The following is a 21,933-nucleotide window of genomic DNA, read 5'->3' as shown; positions in this document are numbered from 1 at the left end:
GCTCCCTAATTCGCGTGATCTCACGTGCTGCGCTGCACGCAGGCTGCTGCCAGGTCGCCCAGCGCGGCTCGGGTTTGCTGCCCGATCGTCATGTCGGCCAATAGTGTTCGAACGCGATCGACACGGCGGTCAATCATGTCCTCGATTCGCTGCACAGCTCCCGTCGCGGTGATCAGTCGTTTGCAGTGATCAACCGCAGCGTCGTCGAGCTCAGCCCGATGCATCAGCTCGTGAAGCTACCGACGCGTCGGCGGATCGGCCATCTCGTAGGCGGCGACCACGACGCTGGTTGCCTTGCGTTCGCGGAGATCGTCGCCACTGGGTTTGCCGGTGATCGCCGGTGTACCAAATACTCCCAGCATGTCGTCGCGCAGTTGAAACGCTTCTCCAACGGCGTCGCCGTATCGCGCGAGCTGTTCCAGCGTGCGCTCATCGCAATCGGCCATCGCGGCTCCCATCTCGAGCGGCCGGCGCACCGTGTAGTTACCCGACTTGCGCCGCGCCACGTCCAAGACGGCATCCAGTGTCGGCAGGTTGCGGATATCGTTGGACAGGTCGCAAAGCTGGCCCACCGCGAGTTCGATGCGCATGGCGTCGTAGCGGGGCCATACCTGCCGCAGACGGCGGTCCTCGACCCCGCTTTCGCGCAGCATCTGCTCGGCCCAGACCAGGCAGATGTCTCCGAGTAGTACGGCCGCCGATTCGCCGAAACGTGCTGCGGCACCGGATAGCCCGCGCCGCTGGTGGCACCGGGCCTGCTGGACATGGACGGCTGGACTGCCTCGTCGTTGCGGGGATTGGTCCATCACGTCGTCTTGGAGGAGCGCAAAGGCGTGCAGCAGCTCCGGGCTTGCCGCGGCCGATAATGCCGCATTGTTGGGACCGGCGCCGCACAACCAGCCCAGGTACATGAAGGTCGATCTCAGGCATTTGCCCTCGGAAACAAACCGCAGAAGTATGTCGCCGGCGACCTCCCACCCCGACCCGCCAAGCGCGCTGGCGCTGCGGTCAGAGACGAAGTCGGCGATCTGGGCCAGTGCCGCGGTGCGCAGCCGGGAGCGCCAATCTGCGTCGCCGAGGGAGACCGCGTCGCCGGTGGACGCCATTCGGCCGGAATCGGGTGAATCGACGGCTGTGGCCAAGGACAGGGTTGGTCGCTGTCTGGTCGACACCATTTCGTCAGGTTCGCTCAGCCGTTGGCCGTGGGCGCTAGAAGACACCGGAGCACACCCCTCTCGTAGGTGCAGAGAGTCTCGGGTTCATCCCTGATTGGCGATGTTGCTGCACCCAGGCTACCCGATGGGCTTCATAAACTTAATGATTAATTATATGAAGGTCTTCTGAGGTTTGGCGGCGCGGAGTTGGCCCTCGGCATGAACCGAACGTCTGATAGACAGGTATGCCGGTAGTCGCGGCGCGATGCGCCAGGTTCGAGCTGGTGCCGGCGGGTTAGGTTGCCAGCGCACGGATGCCGGCCAGGGCGGGGTTGCCGACAGTGGTGTCGCATGCCGATCGAGGAGAGTGACGCGATGCGTCAGGGGGGGGTGCCGATGTCGTTTCTAGCTCGTATTCGTGACATGGATGCCACCGCGTGGCGGTCGGCCACCTGGTAGGCGCCGGTGGTCATTCAATTCTGTTTGCTGCTGTTGCTTGCCGCCATGTGGCTGTTGGGGAAGTGGGCATTTCCGACGGAAAGCGGGCGAAGCGAACGCACGCTGTTGCTGACCGCGACGGCCCTGGCGACGCTTGTTTCGCTGGGGGCCGGTGCGGTGTTGCTCAACTCGAGTTCCTCGCAGCGGCGCGGTATTGGCTTAGGCGTCACCGGCGCCGCCGCGGTTGTCCTGATCGGCGGCATCGCCTTCGCCTTCTTGGTGTTGCGTTGACCGGGGCGACCGGCCGTTATGGACCGATCAGCTTCGCGGTGGCGCTGGCCCACATCCTGGTGGTGGAGTTCGCGACCTGGCTTTGTGTTCTCTCAGTTCCGCCGCTGGCGGTCTTCGTACTCCTCGTGTCGCTGATTTACCTGTCGATTTCCTCCGTTGTTGCCAAGAGCCCGGGCAAACTCGGTCAGGTTGGGCGGGGGATGCTGATTGGCACCGTAGCGGCGCCGCTGTCGCTTGCGATCCTTATCGCGGCCATTCTGGTGGCTCGTCTCTTCCCGGCCGGTTAGCGCCCGCGACCGGCGTCGTCAGTGGCGCACGCTGGCGGTAGGGGCCGGACCGTCGCCGCAAGATTCGCCGTTGAGCTGACAATTCGCAGGCGCCGAATACGTGCTGGTCTGGGCGGCCTGGAAACCGACGGTGACCGAGCTGCCGGGGGCGATGGTGGTGTTGTAGGACTCCGGTGTCAGGACGTAGTGCGTGCCGGTCTTGGAGAGTTTGCTGTTCCACGCTCGGGTGACCAGGGCTCCGGCGTTGTTGATTAGCAGGCTTGTGAGCTGGGTTGATGATCTTTGGTGCCGCGCTATTGGGGCCGGAGTGTAGGCACGGGCTATCTGGAGAACGATCGAGTTGGTTACTGTTCGTCGTTGGTCTGGAGTTGCCCGTGCCTACCGTTTCAGTATTGCCTGTGTCGTCGGTTCCAGAGGTGTTCGACCGCTGGAGTCCTGGTGAGCGCAGCGAGCTCATCGGATCGGAGTTTCTCGATGTGTTGGCCTCGGTGCCAGACCCGAGGGGCCCACGCGGTCGGAGGTATTCGCTGGTGGCTTTGTTGGCGATCGCGGTTCTGGCCACTGCCGCGGGGATGCGCGGCTATGCTGGTTTTGCCACATGGGCGGCCACCGCTCCCGATGATGTGTTGGCCCAATTAGGGGTCCGGTTCCGGCGGCCCAGTGAGAAGACCTTCCGCGCTGTTTTGTCTCGGCTAGACCCCGCCGACCTCAACGCCAGGATGGGCAGTTACTTCACTGCACACGTGGCCAGCAGCGACCCCAGTGGATTGGTGCCGATCGCGTTGGACGGCAAGATGCTGCGTGGTGCTTTACGCGCCAAAGCGACAGCCACGCATCTCGTGTCGGTGTTCGCCCACCGTGCCCGATTGGTGCTCGGTCAACTCGCTGTCGCCGAGAAAAGCAATGAAATTCCCTGCGTACGTGCCCTGCTCACGCTGCTGCCGGGTAGCTTGCGGTGGCTGGTCACCGTGGATGCGATGCATACCCAGGTCGTCACCGCGAAGTTGATCTGCGCCACCTTGAAGTCGCACTACCTGATGATCGTCAAGTCCAACCAAGCCAAAATACTTGCGCGTATCACCGCGCTGCCCTGGGCCGAGGTGCCCGCAGCCGCTACCGACGACTCCCGCGGCCACGGCCGTGTCGAGACCCGCACCCTGCAAATCATCACCGCTGCACGAGGAATCGGCTTCCCCTACGCAAAACAAATCATCCGGATCACTCGTGAACGCTTGATCACCGCCACCGACCAGCGCAGCGTGGAGGTGGTCTATGCCATTTGCAGCCTGCCGTTCGAGCACGCCCGCCCTACCGCGATCATGGCCTGGATGCGTCAACACTGGGGAATCGAGAACAGCCTGCACTGGATACGCGACGTCACCTTCGACGAAGGCCGTCAAAGGGCGCATACCGGAAACGGCGCACAGGTCCTAGCAACGCTACGCAACACCGCGATCAATCTGCACCGCCTCAACGGCGCCGACAACATCGCCGAAGCCTGCCGGATCACCGCTTTGACCGCCAACCGCCGCCTAGACCTCCTCAATCCACAATTCCCCAGCTCACAAGCCTGCTAATCAACAACGCCGGAGCCCTGCTCGGGTGACGGATTCGTCTGCGGGCAGATCGAATTCGAGCTTCCAGCCATCCAGGGCTGTGGACCCGGTATTGGCGATTTCGTAGTTGGCGACAAAGCCGGTATTCCATTGTGAGATCACCGCCAGTGTTGCCGCCGCATCGTCGGCGGACGGGGGTGGCGGCGCGCTGGCCGGCGCGGTGGTCGGTGTGGGCGCGTTGGCTGTGGCCGGCGCTAGGTCCGGCGCACTGGTGCAGGACTCGCCGTTGAGCACACAGTTCTGTGGGGCCGAGAATTCGCCGTCTAGCGTGGCCTGAAAGCCAATACTGATGGAGTGCTCCGGCGCGATGGTGCGGTTGTACTCTTCGGGTGTTAGGACGTAATGCGTTCCCGATTGGGCCAGCTTGCTGCTCCACGAATTTGTCACAGATTCCTCGGCGGGCAGGTCGAATTCGAGCTTCCAGTCCGCCAACTCGGTCGCGCCGGGATTGGCGATCCGGTAGTTGGCGACGAAGCCGGTGTCCCATTGTGACGTCACCGCCAGCGTTGCGGTTATCGCTGCCGCGTGTGCGGTGGGGGCGGCGAGAAAAGCGGAGCAGACCAGGACAAATGCCGCGACGACAGCGTGAAGCGCGGGGCGCCGGTGGCGCTCGTTGCGATTCTCGTCGGACATCGCGCCAACGGTATAGTTCGATTAGCAACATATGTAATGGCGGTGTTTGAAAGCTGCGGTATCTTCGCCCAACCGAAACCCCGGCGAAATCTTGCGCCTTTGTTGCTGGCTGGCTGGCGGCGTGCGATGTCCGTTGGCTCGAAGACACTGGATCCAAGAGTTTTCGGTGACTTTCTGCTCTTGTCCCCCGTGATGGCTGGTTGAGGATTGAATGGTGGTGTCGACAGCTCGACCGCGACCGACAAGTCCGCAGACGCGCCCGACATGTCGACATTCCCGGCCCGCTCAACAATCACAAGGAGAAAGAGATTAACGCGATAGCGCACCGGCAGCACGCGGGGCACGACCATTCGCATGGCGACGGTTGCGGACATGTCGCGATTCCGCATGGTGATCACGTCGACTATCTGCACGACGGTCATCTGCACCGGCGCCACGGCGATCACTTTGACGAATGTGAATCCGGCGACGGCCACTGCGTGCATGACGGGCACGATCACACTCACGGCGATGGCTGCGGCCACGTCGCCGTTCCCCACGGCGATCACGTCGACTACATCCATGACGGATGCCGGCATGCCGCCCACGATGGGCACTACGACGAACATTGATCGGCCGCTGATCGCCGAACACCGTCGGCGATAAACGTGAGAACGGGCTGACCCGACGTAGCCTCGGTGCGGTGAGCAGTATTGCCGATGCACTCCATAGCGGCCCATTGCGAAGGGTTGGCGCCGCCGCTGCCCTCGTCGCCTGCGGTATCACCGCCGCGCCGTCGGGTGTGTGGACGAGTCCCGGCGGGTCATCGATCCCATCGCCTCCGGTGGTCACCTCGGCCGTGCGAGCCGTCGCGACAACGGCCAGCGTGCCGGCCGGGTCCGTCCCACCGGTCAGTGCCGCCGCGGCTGCGGGCGGCCTTGTCGATGTGCGCAGTGTCGTTCCCGACGCCATCATCGACCTGCGCTACGCGACCACCAATAACTTCACCCGCACGCAGCTGTATCCCGCCGATGCCCGATGTCTGGTGCACGAATCGATGGCGCCGGGGTTGACGGCCGCCGCGGCGGCGCTGCGCCCGCAAGGGCAGGCGCTGGTGTTCTGGGACTGCTACCGACCGCACGATGTCCAGGTCAAGATGTTCCAGGTGGTCCCGAACCCGGCCTGGGTGGCGCGTCCGGGTCAATACGCCCGCAGCCACGAGGCGGGCCGCTCGGTTGACGTGACCTATGCCAGCGTGTCGCCACAATGCCCGCCCCAGCGGCAGATCAGCGGAATCTGCCTGGCCGACATGGGCACCGACTTCGATGACTTCTCGGCGCGGGCCAAGGCATTCGCCACCGAAGGGGTTAGTGAGGCGGCCCAAGCCGGCCGTAAACGGCTGCGCGACGCGATGAACTACGGCGGGTTGAGCGTGTACTCCGGTGAGTGGTGGCACTTCGATGGCCCGGGGGCGGGGGTCGACCGGCCGATCCTCAATGCTCCGGTCGACTGACTGTCTCATATAATGAGATGGCTGTCTCACTTTTTGATTTAGGCGGGTAGGCTCCGGTTCATGAACGACGAACGCCGAGCCGTCTATACCCATGGGCATCACGAGTCGGTGCTGCGTGGGCACCGTCAGCGCACGGTGGCCAACTCCGCCGGCTACCTATCGCCGCATCTTCGTGCGGGGTTGTCCGTGCTCGACATCGGTTGCGGCCCCGGGACTATCACCGTCGACCTCGCGGCGCGCGTGGCGCCCGCTACGGTGACGGCGGTGGAGCCCACCGATGCGGCGCTGAACCTGGCCCGTGCCGAGGCGCAGCGATGCGACGTGTCCAATGTCGCGTTCGTGACCTCCGATGTGCATGCCCTGGACTTTCCCGATGACGTGTTCGACGTAGTCCATGCCCACCAGGTGCTGCAGCACGTGGCCGATCCGGTGCAGGCGCTGCGGGAGATGAAGCGCGTCTGTGCGCCCGGCGGGTTGGTCGCCGCGCGTGACGCCGACTACGCGGGGTTCATCTGGTACCCGCAACTTCCGGCCCTGGACCATTGGCTACAGCTCTATCAGCGGGCGGCGCGTGCCAACGGCGGTGAGCCCGATGCCGGCCGGCGGCTGCTGTCGTGGGCTCGTCAGGCGGGCTTTGCTGACATCACGCCGACCGGCAGCATGTGGTGCTACGCGACCGACGAGATGCGTGCCTGGTGGGGCGGAATGTGGGCCGATCGGATTCTGCGTTCGGATCTGTCTGCCCAACTGCTGGGCTCCGGGATGGCCAGCGCCGCAGATCTGGAGGCGATTTCGCAGGCTTGGCGCGACTGGGCCGCGGCACCGGATGGTTGGCTGGGGATTCCCAACGGCGAAATTCTCTGCCGGGTGTAGCCGCCGCGCCCCGTCGAAGCCGCGCACCCCGGCCGGCTCTGGAACCCCCCTCGCTCTGAGCCCGTTTATGCTGGTCAACCGAGTGGTATTGGCATTCGCGTTTTTTGCAAGTACGTTATTCATAGATGGATGATGTGACCCAGACTGCATCGGGCATCCCAGTTGCGCCGGTCTACGGCCCTGGGGACCGCACGGCGGAGCCGCCGCCTCCGGGGGAGTACCCCTTCACCCGCGGCAACTTCGCGTCGGGATACCGAGGCAAGTTGTGGACGTTTCGGCAGTACTCCGGGTTCGGCACCGCCGAGGAGTCCAACCGCCGCTACCGCTATCTGCTGGACCAGGGCGGGACCGGGTTATCGGTGGCGCTCGACCTGCCCACCCAATGTGGATTCGACTCCGACGACCCAGACGTCGCCGAGGAAGTCGGCCGTGTTGGCGTCGCGGTCGACACCCTGGCCGACGCCGAAATCCTGTTCGAGGACATCCCGCTGGACAAGATCAGCACCAGTTTCACCATCAATGGCACGGCGGCGATTCTGCTGGCGTTCTACGTGGCCGCCGCCGAGCGAAAGGGAGTTCCGCGCGCCAAGCTCACCGGGACGATCCAGAACGACATCCTCAAGGAGTACGCGTCGCGCGGGACCTGGATCTGGCCGCCGGAGCCCTCGCTGCGGCTGATCGCCGACACGATCGAGTTCTGTGCGGCCGAGGTCCCGAAATTCAACGCCATATCGGTGGCGGGAGCCCATTTTCGTGACGCCGGGGCCACCGCGGTACAGGAGATGGCATTCACCCTCGCCGACGGAATCACCCACTGCGACACCGTCGTTGCACGCGGTCGGATGACCATCGATCAGTTCGCCCCACAGATCTCGTTCTTCTTCTACACCCACGGCGACTTTTTCGAGGAGATCGCCAAATACCGTGCGGGACGACGGCGCTGGGCGACGCTGGTGCGCGAGCGATACGGCGCCAAGACGGACAAAGCGGCGATGTTCCGGTTCGGCTGCGTGTGCGGCGGCGCGTCGCTGTATGCACCGCAAGCGCAGAACAACCTGATCCGCGTCGCCTACGAGGCGATGGCCGCGGTGTTGGGCGGGGTGCAGTCGATGTTCACTGCGGCCTGGGACGAGCCGTTTGCCCTGCCGACCGAGGAGTCCACCACTTTGGCGCTGCGCACCCAGCAGATCCTGGCCTATGAAAGCGGCGTGACCCGCGTCGCCGACCCGCTTGGCGGTTCCTACTTCGTAGAGGCGCTCACCGATGCCACCGAGGCTCGGATCATCGAGATCATGGACGACCTGCGGCGCCACGGCGGGATGGTCAGCGCCATCGAGGATGGATATCTGCAGGGCCTGATCGCCGACGAGGCCTTCCGAACGCACAAGGACATCGAAGCGGGTGTTCGACCCGTCGTGGGGGTCAACAGGTTTGTCTCCGGGGACGCCGAACCCGACATCGTCACCTACGAACTCGACGCCGAAGGCCGTGACCTTCAGCTCAAGCGGCTCGCCAAGGTCAAGGCTGAAAGAGACAGCGACGCAGTGCAGTCCACCCTCGCCGCGCTCGCGCGAGGCGCCGAAGGAGCCGACAATCTGATGCACAGGCTGATCGACTGCGCCAACGCATACTGCACGGTCGGTGAGATGGTCTGCGCCCTCAAGGCGGTGTGGGGCGAATTCCAGCAACCGGTGGTGTTCTAGATGGCCGCCCGGATCCTGGTCGCCAAGCCCGGTCTCGACGGTCATGACCGCGGCGCCAAGATCGTCGCCCGCACGCTGCGCGACGCCGGCTTCGAGGTGATCTACACCGGCATCCGGCAACGTATCGAAGACATCGCCTCGATCGCCGTTCAAGAAGATGTGGCCGTGGTCGGCTTGAGCATCTTGTCGGGTGCCCATCTGGCCCTGACGGCACGCACCATCGAGGCCCTGCGCGACGCCGATGCCGCCGACATCGCCGTCGTCGTCGGCGGGACCATCCCGCACTCCGACGTGCCCAAGCTGCTGGCCGCCGGTGCGGCGGCGGTGTTTCCCACCGGAACACCGCTGGATGACCTGGTGCGCGACATCCGCGCGCTGACCGGCGACGCGCAAACCGCACCGCAACCGTCCATGGAGGAACCGTGCGTGTCGGAGTGATGATCGGCCCCGAGCGCGGGGATTCGGGCCGCAAGGTGGGCCGGATGCTGGCCGATATCGACTGGGCGGAAACAGCCGGCCTGGATAGCGCGTGGATTCCCCAGATTCCCAATGACTTTGACGCACTGGTCGCCGTGACCCTGATGGGAACGCGGAGCAGCCGCATCGAGCTGGGTACCGCCGTAGTGCCCCTGCAGACGCAGCACCCTATTGCGTTGGCCCGGCAAGCTCTGTCGGTGCATGCGGCCACCGGTGGTCGCCTGGTGCTGGGCGTCGGACCGTCGCACCATTGGATCGTCGACGACATGCTCGGGCTGCCCTACCAGCGGCCCGCCGCCTACACCCGGGACTACCTCGAGGTCCTGGCCGCGGCCTTGGCCAACCCCGGGCCCGTCGACGTGGAGAACGACAGCTTCCGGGTGCACAACCCGCTGGATCTGGCCGCGGTGGCGCCCCTGCCGGTGCTGGTCGCAGCGCTCGGGCCGGTGATGTTGACCCTGGCCGGCGAGCGGGCGGACGGCACCGTGCTGTGGATGGCCGACGAACGTGCGGTGGCCGAGCATGTGGTGCCCAGAATCTCCAAGGCCGCTGACAATGCCGGCCGCCCGGCTCCGCGCATCGTCGCCGGCATCCCCGTTTGCCTTTGCGGCTCGAGTGAAGTCGAGGTAGCGCGTGATCGCGCCAACCGGATTCTGGGGGAGGTCGAGGTTTCGCCGAACTATCAAAGACTGCTCGGATACGGCGATGCCAAAGACGTCGGTGATATCTGTGCGGCCGGCGACGAGGACGCGATCCTGGCTCGATTCCGTCGCTTCGCCGAGGCCGGTGTGACCGACCTGTCGGTGCGGCTGCTGCCGATCGGCGACAATCGTGAAGAGCTGGTTGCCTCCAAGCGTCGCACCCGAGACATGATTGCCATGCTGGCGACGGAGGTGCGGTGACCGCCGCGGGCCCGCTGACCGGCATTCGGGTCATCGAGGTCGGCACCATGCTGGCCGGCCCTTACGCCACATTGCTGCTCGCCGACCTCGGCGCCAAGGTCGTCAAGATCGAACCGCCCGGCGGTGAGATCTCACGCACGGTCGGTGAGAGCTACTTCGCCAGCCTCAACCGCAACAAGTCCGGCCTCTGTCTGGATCTGAATTCCGAAGTGGGACAGCACCGACTCGCCGAGCTGGCGGCCGACTCCGATGCGCTGGTGGTCAACCTGCGACCGTCGTCGATCCGCCGACTGGGGTTGACCTACGAAGCGCTGCGGCGGTTCAACGAACGCATCGTTTGCGTGGCTATCACCGGTTATGGGTTGCATGGCGGCGACGATCCGGCCTTCGACTACGTGATCCAGGCCGCCGTCGGAAGTGCCGCGCTGACCGGTGAACCCGGCGGTCCGCCGACCCTGCCCGGGTATTCCTCGGCGGACAACTCCACCGGGATGTGTGCAGCGCTTGGGTTGTTGGCGGCGATCATCTCGGGCCGTGGCGGGCAGGTGGACGTGTCGCTGTTCGACGTCATGGTCTCCCAGCTGAACTACCACGCCGCCGCGTACCTTAACGAAGGCACCGAGCCGCAGCGCAGGCCTCATGGCGCTCACCCGTATTACGTTCCCGCGCAGCTATTTCCGACTGCCGACGGCTACCTCGGGCTGTTCGTCACACATGACGGGTTCTGGAAGGCCTTTGCGGCCGAGGCCGGCATCCATGGCTTCGAGACCATGGCGGAGCGAGCGTCCCGGCGTGCGGAGGTGCTCACCGTGGTCGCCTCGGCGTTGGCGACCGACACCGCCGCCGGTTGGGGGCGACGGCTGCGGCCGCTGGGGGTGCCCGCGGCAGCCGTTCGGACGCTGCCCGAGGCCCTCGCGGAGAATCCCCAAGTGATCGTGCGCGCGGGCGAATTGCGCCTCGTCGGTAATCCGATTCGGGTGTCCGGTTATCGGCCCGAATACCGGCCGGCGCCGCTCCTGGGCGAACACTGCCGATAGCGGCACGCCGATCCTGGTGCTGCGCGGGTCTACTCGTAGCGCACCGTGATCGGTGCGGTATCGGGTATGCCCTGACAGGTCAAGATGTAGCCGTCGGCCACCTCGCTGTCGTCAAGAGCGTCGTTGACCAGCATTGTCGCGCTGCCCTCCGTGAGGCGGGCCAGGCAGGTCCCGCAGTTGCCGGCCTCGCAGTTGAAAGGCGGGTCCAGCCCCGCTCGTCGTGCGCTTTCCAGCAGGGTCTCGCCAGGCACCAGCGGCACCGATGCCCGCCTACGGTCGAGGCAGATCGTCACCATGCCCGGTTCCGCCATGACCGCCCTTCCTGCGCCCCCACTGATGTACTTGCGTCCGTCTCTATTGAGAATACTATTCTCATCAGGAAATAGGATATTCTCAGACTGTCGTGACCGCCGGGAAGGACGAGACGTGACCGAGCCGGCCGCGCTCGTGTTCGAGGATCGGGGCTTTAGCCTGCCCGGGCTGGGGGCGATGGCCGACGGCCTGGCCGCGGCGCTACGCAAGCAAGGCGTCGTCGCGGGCGATCGGGTGGCGGTGATGTCGTCCAACCGGCCGGAGTTTGTCGCCGTGCTGAACGCCATCTGGTGTCTGGGCGCCTCGGCGGTGCTCATCAGCCCCGCCTGGAAGCGCGCCGAGGTGGATCATGCCCTCGCCCTGACCGGCCCCGCCCATGCCGCCGGGGATCACCCGGTGCTGGCCGGTCTGATGCCGATGCTGCACCTGGATGAGCCGATCACCCCCGCGGCACCGCTACCGGGCGCGCCGCGCCGTGCTGGCGATGCGCTGTTGGTGTTCAGCTCGGGCACCACCGGCCTGCCCAAGGCGGTCCGGCACACCCACGCGTCGCTGAACGGGGCCATTGGCCACTGGCGTGACGCGCTGGGGCTGACCGAGCGCGACCGCATTCAGATCGTCACGCCGCCCTCGCACATCCTCGGCTTGCTCAACATCGTCACCGCGTTGCGGACCGCCGTTCGGGTGCGTCTGCATCGCCGGTTCGACATCGACCAGATGCTGGCACACATCGAAAGCGACCGGATTACCGTGGAAATGGCGGTCGCCCCTATAGCTTTGGCGATGGCGTCGCATCCCAACCTCGAGTCCTACGATTTGTCGTCGCTGAGGTTCATCATGTGGGGCGCCACGCCCGTGAGTGCGGGCATCGCCGAGACGGTGACGAACCGGACCGGCATTGGCTGGGTGCCCGCCTACGGCACCACCGAGCTACCCGTGATCGCCTGCAGCCCGCTGCGGGGCGCCCGGCTCGACACCGTCGGACGTGTGCTGCCGGGCGTGGACCTGCGGGTGGTGTCGACCGAAACCGGTGAGCGGGTGGGCCCCGGTGAGGTCGGCGAAATCCAGGCGCGATCGCATTCACTGATGGCGGGCTATCTGCCGGCGGCCGCCACGGCCGAGGTCATGTCGCAGGGTTGGTATCGGACCGGAGACATCGGCTCGCTGGATGCCGCCGGCTGGCTGCGCGTCACCGACCGGCTCAAGGAGATGATCAAGGTTCGCGGTTTCCAGGTTGCCCCCGCCGAGATCGAGGCGGTTCTGCACGGCCATCCCGCGGTCCGGGATTGTGCGGTATTCGGGGTGCCGGACGGAGCCAACGGCGAAGCGGTAGTTGCCGCTGTCGCGGCCCGAACACCCGTCGACGCCGCCGAGTTGCGTGCCCGGGTGGCTGCCTCGCTCGCGTCTTACAAGCGGCTCTCGCGGATCGTGTTCGTGCCGGATATCCCTCGACTGCCCTCCGGAAAGGTGTTGCGCCGAGCGCTCAAGGAGCTCTATGGATGTACGTCTGACAGCTGAACAACGGCAACTGTGTGACGCGGCGGCGAAAATGGCCGACGATCTCGGTCCGGCATCTGTGCAGGATCTGGCTGACGAAGCCCGAATCGCCAAGCTGGATAGGCAGATCGAGGCGTCCGGGTGGAGAGCGTTACGTTCCGACGGCGCCTCCGGTGTCGAGGTCGCGATTGTGGCAGAAGAATTCGGGCGCGGGCTCGCCGATGCGCCATTCCTGGGACCCGTGCTCGCCGATGACCTGGCCCGGCAACTGAACTCAGACTCCGGGCGCGCGACGACGGGCGTCGGCGGCCGGGCGATAGATGCGCGCGGACATCGGCGCGCACTGGTGCTCTCGGGTACCGCCGTGCTGTCCGCAGATCTCGATGTTGCGGGAGCGGGCGCGGACCTGACGCGACTGGACGCGGGGTTGCTGGGACAGCCGGTGGCGGTCGGTGAGGTATCCGCCGATGCCGCGCAGCGCTGGTATGCGCTGGCTTTGGTCGCCACCACCGCAGACCTGGTCGGAGACGCCCGCGGCGCGCACGCCCTCGCCTGTGACTACGCGAAGATTCGCGAGCAGTACGGCAAAGCGATCGGGTCCCATCAAGCGATCGCTCATCTGCTGGCGGAGAACCTGGCGTTGATCGAGGGTTCGGTGAGCGTGCTGCGCCATGCCGCTTGGGCGGTGGACGAACTCGAGCCGGCGCAAGCCGTGCAGGCCGCCCGGATGGCAAAGGTGTACTGCGCGCGTGCCAGTCGAACCGTCTGCGAAACCGCGGTACAGGTGCACGGTGGCATCGGCAATACCTGGGACTGCCTGGTGCACGTTTACCTGCGCCGGGCGTTGACATCAACCGAGTTGTGGCCGGTGAGCTTGCAGGAGGTCGGTCGTGGACTTTCGTGATTCACCGCAGGAGGCGGTCTTCCGGCAACGCCTGCGAAGCTGGCTTTCGGTAAACGCCGATGACTTTCGCGGATCGGGGGACCAATATTGGGCCCGGCAGGCGCACTGGCACCAGGCCCTCTACCGCGAGGGATTCTTCGGGCTGTCGTGGCCACGCGAATACGGGGGCAGGGAGCTGGCACCGGTCTATGACGTGATCGTCGACGAAGAGTTGGCCCGTGCCGGTGCGCCACCGCGCCCCAGCGTCGGTTACCTGGTCTTCGGCATCGGCCGACACGGCAGCGACGCACTGCGGCAACGGTTTCTGCCCGGCATCATCGACGGGACCGAGCGCTGGTGTCAGGGGTTCAGTGAGCCCGGTGCGGGTTCGGACCTGGCCGCGCTGACCACCACCGCCACTCGTGTCGGTGACGATTATGTGGTGCATGGTCACAAGATCTGGACCAGTTACTCCGACGTGGCCGACTGGTGTCTGCTGCTGGCCCGAACCGAACCCGGCGCTAGCCGGCACCGAGGCTTGTCGGCATTTGTGGTCGCCATGAAACAGCCTGGTGTGCAGCAACGTCCATTGCGGATGATGAACGGAGTCACCAAGGAGTTCGGCCAGGTGTTCTTCGACGGCGCCACGGTGGCGGCCGACCGGATGGTCGGCGCCCCAGGGGATGGCTGGGCGGTGGCGATGACCGTGGTCGGGCACGAACGTGAACCGTCCACCCTCGGTTACGCCGCCCGCTACAACAAGCTCGTCGCAGAGCTGTTGGCGCGCAACCATGCCCAGGGGCATCCGGTCAGCGACGAGCTTGCCTGGGCCGCGGTCCAAGCCGAGATGCTGACTCATCACGTGCGGCGCCGGTTGTCCGAACAGCTCGACGGGGTGTCGCACGGACCCGAAGGCTCGCTGGACAAATTGCTGATGACCTGGGTGGAACAGTCTGTTGGGCATGCCGCGCTCGGCATTGGTGGCACGCATGATCCCGAGCTGTTCGGCGCCTACCTGTACAGCCGTGCGCAAAGCGTGATGGGAGGCACTTCACAGATACAGAAGAACATCATCGCATCGCGCATTTTGGGATTGGGAGTCTGACATGTATGACATGCCAACAGAAATCGACGTTCGCGCCGAGGGGGCGCTGCGCATCATCACCCTGAACCGGCCCGATGCGCTCAATGCGGTCAACGACAATCTGCATGTTGGGCTCGCAGGGCTGTGGCGGCGGTTGAGCGAGGATCGCAGCGCGCGCGCCGCGGTGCTCACGGGCGCCGGGCGAGCCTTCTCGGCCGGCGGCGATTTCGCATATCTGGCCGAACTCGCCCAAGACGCCGACTTGCGGGCGAAGACCATCGCGCATGGCCGAGACATCGTGCTGGGCATGGCCCGCTGCCGGGTGCCGGTGGTGGCGGCGGTCAACGGCCCGGCGGTGGGGCTCGGCTGCAGCCTGGTCGCCCTGAGTGACATCGTCTACATCGCGCCGGATGCCTATCTTGCCGACCCACATGTGCAAGTGGGTCTGGTCGCCGCCGACGGCGGTCCGTTGACCTGGCCATTGCACATCAGCCTGATGCTGGCCAAGGAATACGCGTTGACCGGTCAGCGGATTGCCGCGCAGCGCGCCGTCGAGCTCGGCCTGGCCAACCATGTGGCCGCCGATCCGGTGGCCGAGGCGGTGGCGTGCGCCCAGCGGATCATGAAATTGCCTCAGCAGGCGGTCGAAAGCACCAAACGGGTGCTCAATATTCACCTCGAGCGGGCCGTGCTCGCCAGTCTGGACTACGCGCTGTCGGCCGAGCACCAGTCGTTCACCACCGAGGACTTTCGCTCAATCGTGACCAGGTTGACCGCTCCGAAGAACTAGCCGGACCCGCCCAGCTTGGCCAACCCAATCAGTCGTTGCTGCGCAGGAAGTCGCGCATCACCCGGTCAAACCGGTCTGGTTCTTCGATGAAGAGCATGTGCGCGCTGCACTCGAAGAACTCGAATCGTGAGCCGGCAATCCGTTGATGCATCTCGCGCATGTCTTCCGGCGAGCATTCGTCGTACTTGCCCGCGAGCAGCAGTGTCGGCAGGGCGATTTCGGCCAACCGATCGACCACATCCCAATCGCGAATGGTCCCGACGATCCGAAAGTCGCTGGGCCCGAACATCGTTTCGAAGATCTCGGGACCCAGATTCTGGAATGCTTCAGTGAGGTAGGCAGGCCAGGGGAGAGTGCGGCACAGATACGTTTCGTTCCAGGTCGTGATTGCGGACTGATATTCGGCCGAATGTGTGGTGCCGGCGGCTTCGTGGCGGTCAATGGTGGCTTGGGTGCCAGGATCCAGCTCCGCCTTGAGCCGGATCACGCTGTCGGCGAACCGGGGAATGGACGCGGTGCTGTTGGAGATGGTCAGGCTGACGGCTCCCGATGGCACGTCCAGGACATACTGCTGGGCGAGCATTCCGCCCCAGGAATTGCCGAAGATGTGAAAGGCTTCCAGCCCGAGTGCGCGCACCACGGCGCCCATCTCGGCCACCGAGCGCCCCATTGTCCACAGATCCACGTCGGACGGGCGTTCGGAGTTTCCGCAGCCAAGTTGATCCCAGAAGATGACTTCCCGTTCGCCGGCCAGTCGTTGCAGCGCTGACAGGTAGTAGTGCGGCAGGCCCGGGCCGCCATGCGCCACGAGCAGGGGAAGGCCGGAGCCGCCGCCGACGCGCTTGCTCCACACCTTGCCGCCCGGGACCGCGATTGTCGCCACCGGTTGTGTCACACCAGCAGTGTAAGGAGTCCTGATTGTAACTGGTGCTCTCAAACTGAGATAATCAGGTTCTCGTGAATGTGCGGTCGGCTTCTGGCCTCCGCGCCGCCGAAGTGGAGAAAGCCCGTGCCTGAAGCCGTCATCGTCGCTGCCCTGTGCACCCCGATCGGAACCGCCCGCAAGGGAACCTTGCGCGACACCAACGCATTCGACCTGGCCCACCATGTGGTCAGTGAGGCCACCGCGGATCTGGATCCGGGGCAGATCGACGACGTAATCCTGGGCGAAGGTCTCTACGGCGGCGGCGTCATCGCCCGCCACGCGGCCATCACGGCGGGGCTTGGTCATGTGCCCGGTCTTGCCCAGAATCGGCACTGTGCCGCCGGACAGGCGGCGGTGCAGGGCGCGGCCGCAAGCGTACGGGCGGGGATGGACCAGCTCATCATCGCCGGGGGCGTGAACTCGGCCTCCACCTCGCCGCGGCCCCGGATGCAGATCGATGGCGAGTGGGTCGACTGGTTCCCGCCGACTCACCCCGGACCGGCCGGATGCGCCGAACATGGACATGTCGATCACGGTCGGCTGGAATGCGGCGGTGGCCGCCGGAGTGAGTCGCGCCGAGATGGACGCCTGGGCCCTGCGCTCGCATCGCAACGCGATCGCCGCGATCGACGAGGGCCGGTTCAAGGAGGAGATTGTTCCGATCCCGACGCCGCACGGCCTGTTCTGTGTCGACGAACATCCGCGCCGGGACACGACGATGGAGAAACTGGCCGCGCTCAAGCCGCTGCATCCCGAGATCGACGGCTTCTCGATCACCGCCGGCAACGCCTGCGGCGCCAATGACGGCGCCGCGGTGCTGACCATCGCAAGCGACCGGATGGCCCAGGGGTTGGGCATGCCGGCGCTGGCGCGGGTGCTCAGCTGGGCGTCGGTGGGTGTCGATCCGGCCGCCACCGGCCTGGCCCCGGTCGAAGCTATTCCGAAAGCGCTTGCACGGGGCCATCTATCAATCTCCGACGTTGATCTGTTCGAGATCAACGAAGCGTTCGCGTCAATGTGCGTGGCGACCGTCAAACTGCTGGAACTGGACGCCGATCGGGTCAACGTGAGCGGCAGCGGATGCTCGTTGGGGCATCCGGTGGCCGCGACCGGGGCCAGGATGCTGGTGACGCTGGTGCACGAACTGCGCCGACGCGGCGGCGGGATTGGGCTGGCGGCGATGTGCGCCGGTGGCGGCATGGGATCGGCGACGGCCATCGAGGTTGCGGCGCCATAGCTGCAAAATAGGACGCAATGAGCATCGATGATCTGATTGCCGCTGCGCGCAACGGATCTCAACGCGCCGCGGGCCGGCTCCTCAGTCTGATCGAGGGGGGCCGCCGCGATGAAGTGCTGGCGGGTATCGAGGACTGGTCGCAGCGGCCCGCGCGAGTCATCGGCATCACCGGGCCGCCAGGGGCGGGCAAATCGACGACGATCACCGGGCTGGTCGGCGCCTACCGGGAGCGCGGAACCCGGGTGGCGGTGCTAGCCGTGGACCCGTCGTCCCCGTTCAGTGGTGGTGCGTTGCTCGGCGATCGCATCCGAATGACCGCGCATGTCAACGACTCCGAGGTGCTGATCCGCTCGATGGCCAGTCGGGGCCATCTTGGCGGTCTGGCCGCCTCGGTGCCCGCCGCCATCCGGCTGCTGGGGGCGCTGCGTTACGACGTCGTTCTGCTGGAAACGGTCGGGGTGGGACAGTCCGAGATCGAGGTGGCGGCGGTGGCAGACCCGACCGTCGTCGTGCTCAATCCGGGAACCGGCGATGCGGTCCAGGCGGCAAAGGCGGGTCTGCTGGAAGTCGCCGACATTGTGGCGGTCAACAAGGCCGACCGCGTCGGTGCCGAACAGACCGTGCGAGACTTGCGGGCCGAAACCAATGCCCCGATCCTCAGCCTGGTCGCGGTCAAGTCGGAGGGCATTGGTGAGCTGTTGGCCCTGATCGACGCGCATCAGCGCGGCGATAGTCGCGATCGCCGGTTGGCCCGCGCCCGGGCACAGATTCTGTCGCTGGCGCAGACTCGGCTGCGCGGCCGTACCGACCTGGACCGGCTCGCCGAAGCGGTGGTCGACGGCCTCGAGGATCCTTATGCTGCGGCGGACCGGCTGTTGGCCCCGCCGCCGCCCTAGGTCCGCCAATTGGGGGACACGCAGTTCCTCTTGACGAATAGCTTTCCGGTCGACAGACAACGGCCTGGCGGAGTGTCAATCTTGTGCCATGGCATTTGTGACCAGTGCACCCGAAGCGTTGACCGCCGCGGCTTTGAACCTACATTCGGTTGGGGCCGGGATGAGCGCGGGCAATGCCGCCGCCATGGCCCCCATCACCGGGGTGGTCCCAGCTGCCGCCGACGAGGTGTCGGCGCTGACCGCGGCCCACTTTGCCGCCCACGGGGCGATGTACCAAACGCTGAGCGCGCAGGCGCAGGCGATTTACGAGATGTTCGTGACCACCTTGCAGGCCAGCGGCGGTTCCTACGCCGAGACCGAAGCGGCCAACGCTGTCGCCGCTCAGTAGCGGCCCACGGGCGGTTATTCGCCCGCTGTAGTCGATCGGCGGTGTCCCCCGATCAGCGGACAAGATTCTTGCCGCGTGGTGAGTTGATCGGAGGAGCCTCCCAGGTGCGATCATGCTTACCTCTGGATCGATGACGACTACCGCGACCATCGCCGCCGGCGAGGCGATGCGTGTCTCTTCTAGTTCTTGCCCGGATCTCCCCGATGCCGGGGACACCACGAAATTCCTGCGGCCCCGCAACGCCGCTTTGCGCTCCAAAGCTCGTGGCAGCAGCCGATCGGCTGCCCGCATGGCCAACACAAAGACCAACACAAAGCCCCGGTCGGCAAGGGCGCTCTGCGCTCGCGCGGTGGCGGCTCCACTTGGCGGTGCCCGCCCGTTGGGCGAACGCGCTGGTGGACGGCACCGGCCGGCCAGGGAGGGCTACCCGGCGGTCATTTGGCTGCTACTGGGCGGAAACCTGGTGGTGCGTGCCGCCGGATTCGCCTATCCGTTCATGGCGTTTCACGTGGCAGGGCGAGGATTTGCCGCTGCCGCGGTGGGCGCGGTGCTGGCCGCGTTCGGCGTGGGCTGGGCCGTGGGGCAGCTGGTCTGCGGATGGCTGGTGGACTCTCTGGGCCCCCGCGCGACGCTGGCTTGGACCATGACCATCGCGGCGGGTGTGCTGGTGGGAATGGCCGAAGCGCGCAGCGTGGCAGCGTTGCTGGTCGGCGCCATGATCACCGGCGTGGTCTACGACGCGCCCCGTCCGGTGATGGGTGCCGCGATCGCCGAGCTGATCCCAGAGCCGAGCCGGCGGGCCAAGCTCGATGCTTGGCGTTTTGGCTGGATCGTCAGCATCGGCCGAGCGATCACCGGCGGTGTGGGCGGACTGCTCGCCGCCTGGTCCGGCGTGCCGGTGCTGTTCTGGATCAACGCCGTGGCGTGCGCGCTGCTTGCGCTGGTGGCGGCCCGCTGCATCCCGGCAACGGCGCATCGGCCGCCGGTGGCACCGGCTGTGCATGTCAGGGCCGCACGCATCAGCTACCGCCGGGCATTTTCGGATGGTCGGCTGGTGCTGTTGTTCGCGTCCAGCCTTGCGACGCTGACCGCAGTGCGGGGGCTATACGCCACCGTGCCCATGCTCATGGCCGACAGCGGTCTGGGCGCGGGTGAATTCGGCTGGACCCAGGTGGCCAATGCCGCCGCCGGAATCGGCCTAACCCCGGTGATAACGCCCTGGCTGGGCCGAAAAGTCGCGGCCCGCATCAACCCGCGATTGGACATCCTGGCGATTGCCGGCGGATGGACGGCGTTGACCATGGCCGGTGCGGCGCTCGCGCACACGACTTTCGGCTTCGCCATCGCCGTGGCCGCGTCCGCTCCCGGGGAAATCGCCTGGTTCGTGATCGCGGCTGGGATAGTTCACCGAATTGCTCCGCCCGCCAGTGGCGGGCGCTACCACGGAATCTGGTCGATGACCCTGGCCATCGCGTCGGTCGTGGCCCCCCATCGTGTCCTCCTGCAGTCTGACGCACGGCGGCCATCGCTTGGTCGCGCTGGTCACCGTGACAGTGGGTTTGGCCGGGGCCGCGCTGTGCCTGCCGCTGGCCCGGGCGCTGAACAGGTCCGGTGACGTCGGGGTCCGGGACTCGCAATACACCGCTGTGGCTGCAGCCGCTTGAGCCGCTACGCGCGAGGCACCGCGTTGCGACTTCCCCCGATCGGGGGAACGGCGTTCGTCAGTTTGTCCGGCCGATCGGCGGTACCACGGCCGGGCCGGCCCGGCTAGCTTCAAACTTGCGCTGAGGTGCCGTCGAACCGCCATCCCCAAGCCCGCGACGTATCCGGGGCTGGCGCCGAAGAGCTCGGCGCTGACCCGCCGACGCCTCCGCTGACGAATGAAATGAGGAGCCGACAGATGACTCATGCCAGTGCACGCCCGGCCGCGCTCCTGCCCGACCACCTCGAAATGTATCGGCGGATGCGGGTGCTGCGGCTGCTCGACATGGCGCTGGAGGAAATGCGTGCCGACGGTCTGATGGAGTCACCGGTATCGACCGCGTTGGGCCAGGAGGCCGTGAGTATCGGTGCGACGGCGGCACTGACCGAGGGTGATCTGGTGCTGGCCAGCCGTCGCGCACATGCCCTGCACGTCGGTGTGGATCTTCCGCTGGGGCCGATGATCGCCGAGCTGATTGGCCAAGACAGCACCTGCGACCACGCTGACCAGCTGAACTCGCCGGAGCGATCGGGTGCTGCCGACCAGTGCCCGCTGCTGGCGGTCGGGCACGCATACTCGCAGTGGCTGGACAACAGCGACCGGGTCACGCTCTGCATCACCGGTCCTGACGATGTCAATTCCGGCGCGTTTGTCCAGGCCGCAAACATGGCGGTGCTGTGGCACCTTCCGGTGGTGATCGTGGTTGAAAGCGTTCCCGGTGTCGGTGTTGCCGGCCGTTTGCGCGGCGCCCCCGGCCATGGCGGAGATGCGTGCCAGCGGATTCCCAGCGTCACCGTGGATGGTCACGACGTCCAGGCGGTTCGACGCTGTGTGGCCACAGCGGTGCAGCGGGCGCGTGCTGGCGCCGGCCCCACCGTGGTACGCGCCATCACCTACCGGAGCAGCGATTTTCCCTCATTCGATGGTGATTACGACGCGGCCGCTACCGAACCTTTCCTGGATCCGCTGGTATTCACCGGCGGCCGGCTGAAGGCCGGTGGAGCCGATGCGGCGCAGCTCTGCGATGTGGAGCGCACGGCACGCAAACTGGTCGCCGACGCCGTTGCCTTGGCCAAGTCGGGGACCTGTCCCGGTCATGATGGGCGTAGTTAAGCAGCGCGCAGACCAGCTGGGCAGACCGGACGTCGCCGCTGAAACCTGGCAGCAGTGCCAGTTGGCGCGCCGGCCCCGCCTGTGCTGGTCGCAGCCCGCACGACTCGCATTTTGGTCCGGAGGTGGACCGGTGCGTGCCTGGCTTGGCAGAGCCGGGGTGCGCTGGGCGACTCCGAGTCTGGCAGGTGTCTGCCGCTGTGAGT

At 66.1% G+C, this 21,933-nt stretch carries 21 protein-coding genes and 3 pseudogenes; 19 read left to right on the top strand and 5 right to left on the bottom strand.

Annotated features, from left to right (window positions below; genetic code table 11):
• Window positions 1–20: 20 nt before the first annotated feature.
• A pseudogene (locus tag MPSD_RS24660) lies at window positions 21–1,175 on the bottom strand (polyprenyl synthetase family protein).
• A 444-nt stretch (window positions 1,176–1,619) separates the two neighbouring features.
• On the opposite strand from MPSD_RS24660, the gene MPSD_RS24655 reads away from it, so the two are divergent.
• Both MPSD_RS24655 and MPSD_RS24650 read left to right on the top strand, forming a co-directional pair.
• Entirely contained in the window at window positions 1,620–1,883 is a 264-nt protein-coding gene (locus MPSD_RS24655) for a hypothetical protein (RefSeq protein WP_020785902.1), read from the top strand.
• A complete protein-coding gene (locus MPSD_RS24650) occupies window positions 1,880–2,170 on the top strand; it encodes a hypothetical protein (RefSeq protein WP_012396339.1) in 291 nt (96 codons plus the stop codon). Before MPSD_RS24655 ends, MPSD_RS24650 begins: the two co-directional genes overlap by 4 nt.
• A gap of 18 nt (window positions 2,171–2,188) precedes the next feature.
• Here the strand turns inward: MPSD_RS24650 and MPSD_RS24645 are convergent, their stop codons facing one another.
• A complete protein-coding gene (locus tag MPSD_RS24645) occupies window positions 2,189–2,404 on the bottom strand; it encodes a cellulose binding domain-containing protein (protein ID WP_232022900.1) in 216 nt (71 codons plus the stop codon).
• A gap of 140 nt (window positions 2,405–2,544) precedes the next feature.
• Between MPSD_RS24645 and MPSD_RS24635 the strand changes: the two genes are divergently transcribed.
• Complete coding sequence (locus MPSD_RS24635) at window positions 2,545–3,747, top strand: ISAs1-like element IS2404/ISMul1 family transposase (protein ID WP_420811977.1); 1,203 nt, start codon at window positions 2,545–2,547, stop codon at window positions 3,745–3,747.
• On the opposite strand, the gene MPSD_RS24630 is transcribed toward MPSD_RS24635, so the two are convergent.
• The gene (locus MPSD_RS24630; RefSeq protein ID WP_232022899.1) at window positions 3,748–4,284 is read right to left on the bottom strand and encodes a cellulose binding domain-containing protein; all 537 of its coding nucleotides are present in this window, start codon (window positions 4,282–4,284) and stop codon (window positions 3,748–3,750) included. It lies immediately after the preceding gene.
• 443 nt (window positions 4,285–4,727) lie between these two features.
• Here MPSD_RS24630 and MPSD_RS24625 point away from each other — a divergent pair, with 443 nt between their 5' ends.
• From MPSD_RS24625 to MPSD_RS24595, 7 genes are all read left to right on the top strand, one after another.
• Window positions 4,728–5,030 (top strand): hypothetical protein, encoded by a 303-nt coding sequence (locus MPSD_RS24625; RefSeq protein WP_015357221.1) that lies wholly within the window; start codon window positions 4,728–4,730, stop codon window positions 5,028–5,030.
• 107 nt (window positions 5,031–5,137) lie between these two features.
• A complete protein-coding gene (locus MPSD_RS24620; RefSeq protein ID WP_223161701.1) occupies window positions 5,138–5,911 on the top strand; it encodes a M15 family metallopeptidase in 774 nt (257 codons plus the stop codon).
• A gap of 60 nt (window positions 5,912–5,971) precedes the next feature.
• Entirely contained in the window at window positions 5,972–6,784 is an 813-nt protein-coding gene (locus MPSD_RS24615) for a class I SAM-dependent methyltransferase (RefSeq protein WP_020785905.1), read from the top strand.
• Between the two features lie 125 nt (window positions 6,785–6,909).
• Window positions 6,910–8,487, top strand: a complete 1,578-nt coding sequence (locus MPSD_RS24610; RefSeq protein WP_020785906.1) for a methylmalonyl-CoA mutase family protein — start codon at window positions 6,910–6,912, stop codon at window positions 8,485–8,487.
• A complete protein-coding gene (locus MPSD_RS24605; RefSeq protein ID WP_015357218.1) occupies window positions 8,488–8,925 on the top strand; it encodes a cobalamin B12-binding domain-containing protein in 438 nt (145 codons plus the stop codon).
• Window positions 8,910–9,866, top strand: a complete 957-nt coding sequence (locus MPSD_RS24600; RefSeq protein WP_086085221.1) for an LLM class F420-dependent oxidoreductase — start codon at window positions 8,910–8,912, stop codon at window positions 9,864–9,866. Before MPSD_RS24605 ends, MPSD_RS24600 begins: the two co-directional genes overlap by 16 nt.
• A 47-nt stretch (window positions 9,867–9,913) precedes the next feature.
• A complete protein-coding gene (locus tag MPSD_RS24595) occupies window positions 9,914–10,903 on the top strand; it encodes a CaiB/BaiF CoA transferase family protein (protein ID WP_051153768.1) in 990 nt (329 codons plus the stop codon).
• A 29-nt stretch (window positions 10,904–10,932) separates the two neighbouring features.
• On the opposite strand, the gene MPSD_RS24590 is transcribed toward MPSD_RS24595, so the two are convergent.
• Window positions 10,933–11,214, bottom strand: coding sequence for a 2Fe-2S iron-sulfur cluster-binding protein (locus tag MPSD_RS24590; RefSeq protein ID WP_086085222.1), 282 nt, complete (start codon window positions 11,212–11,214; stop codon window positions 10,933–10,935).
• A 115-nt stretch (window positions 11,215–11,329) separates the two neighbouring features.
• Here MPSD_RS24590 and MPSD_RS24585 point away from each other — a divergent pair, with 115 nt between their 5' ends.
• From MPSD_RS24585 to MPSD_RS24570, 4 genes are read left to right on the top strand one after another with little or no spacing between them, the layout of a single operon-like run.
• Window positions 11,330–12,733, top strand: coding sequence for a class I adenylate-forming enzyme family protein (locus MPSD_RS24585; protein ID WP_086085223.1), 1,404 nt, complete (start codon window positions 11,330–11,332; stop codon window positions 12,731–12,733).
• Window positions 12,711–13,616 (top strand): acyl-CoA dehydrogenase family protein, encoded by a 906-nt coding sequence (locus MPSD_RS24580; protein ID WP_015357215.1) that lies wholly within the window; start codon window positions 12,711–12,713, stop codon window positions 13,614–13,616. The genes MPSD_RS24585 and MPSD_RS24580 overlap by 23 nt, the downstream gene beginning before the upstream one ends.
• On the top strand, window positions 13,603–14,700 hold the full coding sequence (locus MPSD_RS24575) for an acyl-CoA dehydrogenase family protein (RefSeq protein WP_086085224.1): 1,098 nt from the start codon (window positions 13,603–13,605) through the stop codon (window positions 14,698–14,700). Before MPSD_RS24580 ends, MPSD_RS24575 begins: the two co-directional genes overlap by 14 nt.
• A gap of 1 nt (window position 14,701) precedes the next feature.
• Window positions 14,702–15,469, top strand: a complete 768-nt coding sequence (locus tag MPSD_RS24570) for an enoyl-CoA hydratase/isomerase family protein (protein ID WP_015357213.1) — start codon at window positions 14,702–14,704, stop codon at window positions 15,467–15,469.
• 28 nt (window positions 15,470–15,497) lie between these two features.
• Here the strand turns inward: MPSD_RS24570 and MPSD_RS24565 are convergent, their stop codons facing one another.
• Entirely contained in the window at window positions 15,498–16,352 is an 855-nt protein-coding gene (locus tag MPSD_RS24565; RefSeq protein ID WP_174524085.1) for a proline iminopeptidase-family hydrolase, read from the bottom strand.
• Between the two features lie 126 nt (window positions 16,353–16,478).
• On the opposite strand from MPSD_RS24565, the pseudogene MPSD_RS24560 reads away from it, so the two are divergent.
• From MPSD_RS24560 to MPSD_RS24540, 5 genes and pseudogenes are all read left to right on the top strand, one after another.
• Window positions 16,479–17,631 (top strand): annotated as a pseudogene (locus tag MPSD_RS24560) (thiolase family protein).
• Between the two features lie 17 nt (window positions 17,632–17,648).
• Window positions 17,649–18,527, top strand: coding sequence for an ArgK/MeaB family GTPase (locus MPSD_RS24555; protein ID WP_086085226.1), 879 nt, complete (start codon window positions 17,649–17,651; stop codon window positions 18,525–18,527).
• An 88-nt stretch (window positions 18,528–18,615) separates the two neighbouring features.
• Window positions 18,616–18,915: a PE family protein gene (locus MPSD_RS24550; RefSeq protein WP_015357210.1), complete on the top strand. Its 300-nt coding sequence runs from the start codon at window positions 18,616–18,618 to the stop codon at window positions 18,913–18,915.
• Window positions 18,916–19,027: 112 nt separating this feature from the next.
• Window positions 19,028–20,579 (top strand): annotated as a pseudogene (locus MPSD_RS24545) (MFS transporter).
• A 236-nt stretch (window positions 20,580–20,815) separates the two neighbouring features.
• Entirely contained in the window at window positions 20,816–21,730 is a 915-nt protein-coding gene (locus MPSD_RS24540) for a thiamine pyrophosphate-dependent enzyme (RefSeq protein ID WP_020785917.1), read from the top strand.
• Window positions 21,731–21,933: the final 203 nt, after the last annotated feature.

It is taken from the genome of Mycobacterium pseudoshottsii JCM 15466, assembly GCF_003584745.1.
Lineage (GTDB): Bacteria > Actinomycetota > Actinomycetes > Mycobacteriales > Mycobacteriaceae > Mycobacterium > Mycobacterium marinum.
This window is presented reverse-complemented; position numbering and strand designations above follow the sequence as displayed.

Bases quoted from the DNA above. Each gene is read 5' to 3' on its own strand.
- MPSD_RS24615 (WP_020785905.1), top strand. From the start codon at position 5,972: ATGAACGACGAACGCCGAGCCGTCTATACCCATGGGCATCACGAGTCG.
- MPSD_RS24610 (WP_020785906.1), top strand. From the start codon at position 6,910: ATGGATGATGTGACCCAGACTGCATCGGGCATCCCAGTTGCGCCGGTC.
- MPSD_RS24605 (WP_015357218.1), top strand. From the start codon at position 8,488: ATGGCCGCCCGGATCCTGGTCGCCAAGCCCGGTCTCGACGGTCATGAC.
- MPSD_RS24595 (WP_051153768.1), top strand. From the start codon at position 9,914: ATGCTGGCCGGCCCTTACGCCACATTGCTGCTCGCCGACCTCGGCGCC.
- MPSD_RS24590 (WP_086085222.1), bottom strand. From the start codon at position 11,214: ATGGCGGAACCGGGCATGGTGACGATCTGCCTCGACCGTAGGCGGGCA.
- MPSD_RS24580 (WP_015357215.1), top strand. From the start codon at position 12,711: ATGGATGTACGTCTGACAGCTGAACAACGGCAACTGTGTGACGCGGCG.
- MPSD_RS24570 (WP_015357213.1), top strand. From the start codon at position 14,702: ATGTATGACATGCCAACAGAAATCGACGTTCGCGCCGAGGGGGCGCTG.
- MPSD_RS24555 (WP_086085226.1), top strand. From the start codon at position 17,649: ATGAGCATCGATGATCTGATTGCCGCTGCGCGCAACGGATCTCAACGC.
- MPSD_RS24550 (WP_015357210.1), top strand. From the start codon at position 18,616: ATGGCATTTGTGACCAGTGCACCCGAAGCGTTGACCGCCGCGGCTTTG.
- MPSD_RS24540 (WP_020785917.1), top strand. From the start codon at position 20,816: ATGACTCATGCCAGTGCACGCCCGGCCGCGCTCCTGCCCGACCACCTC.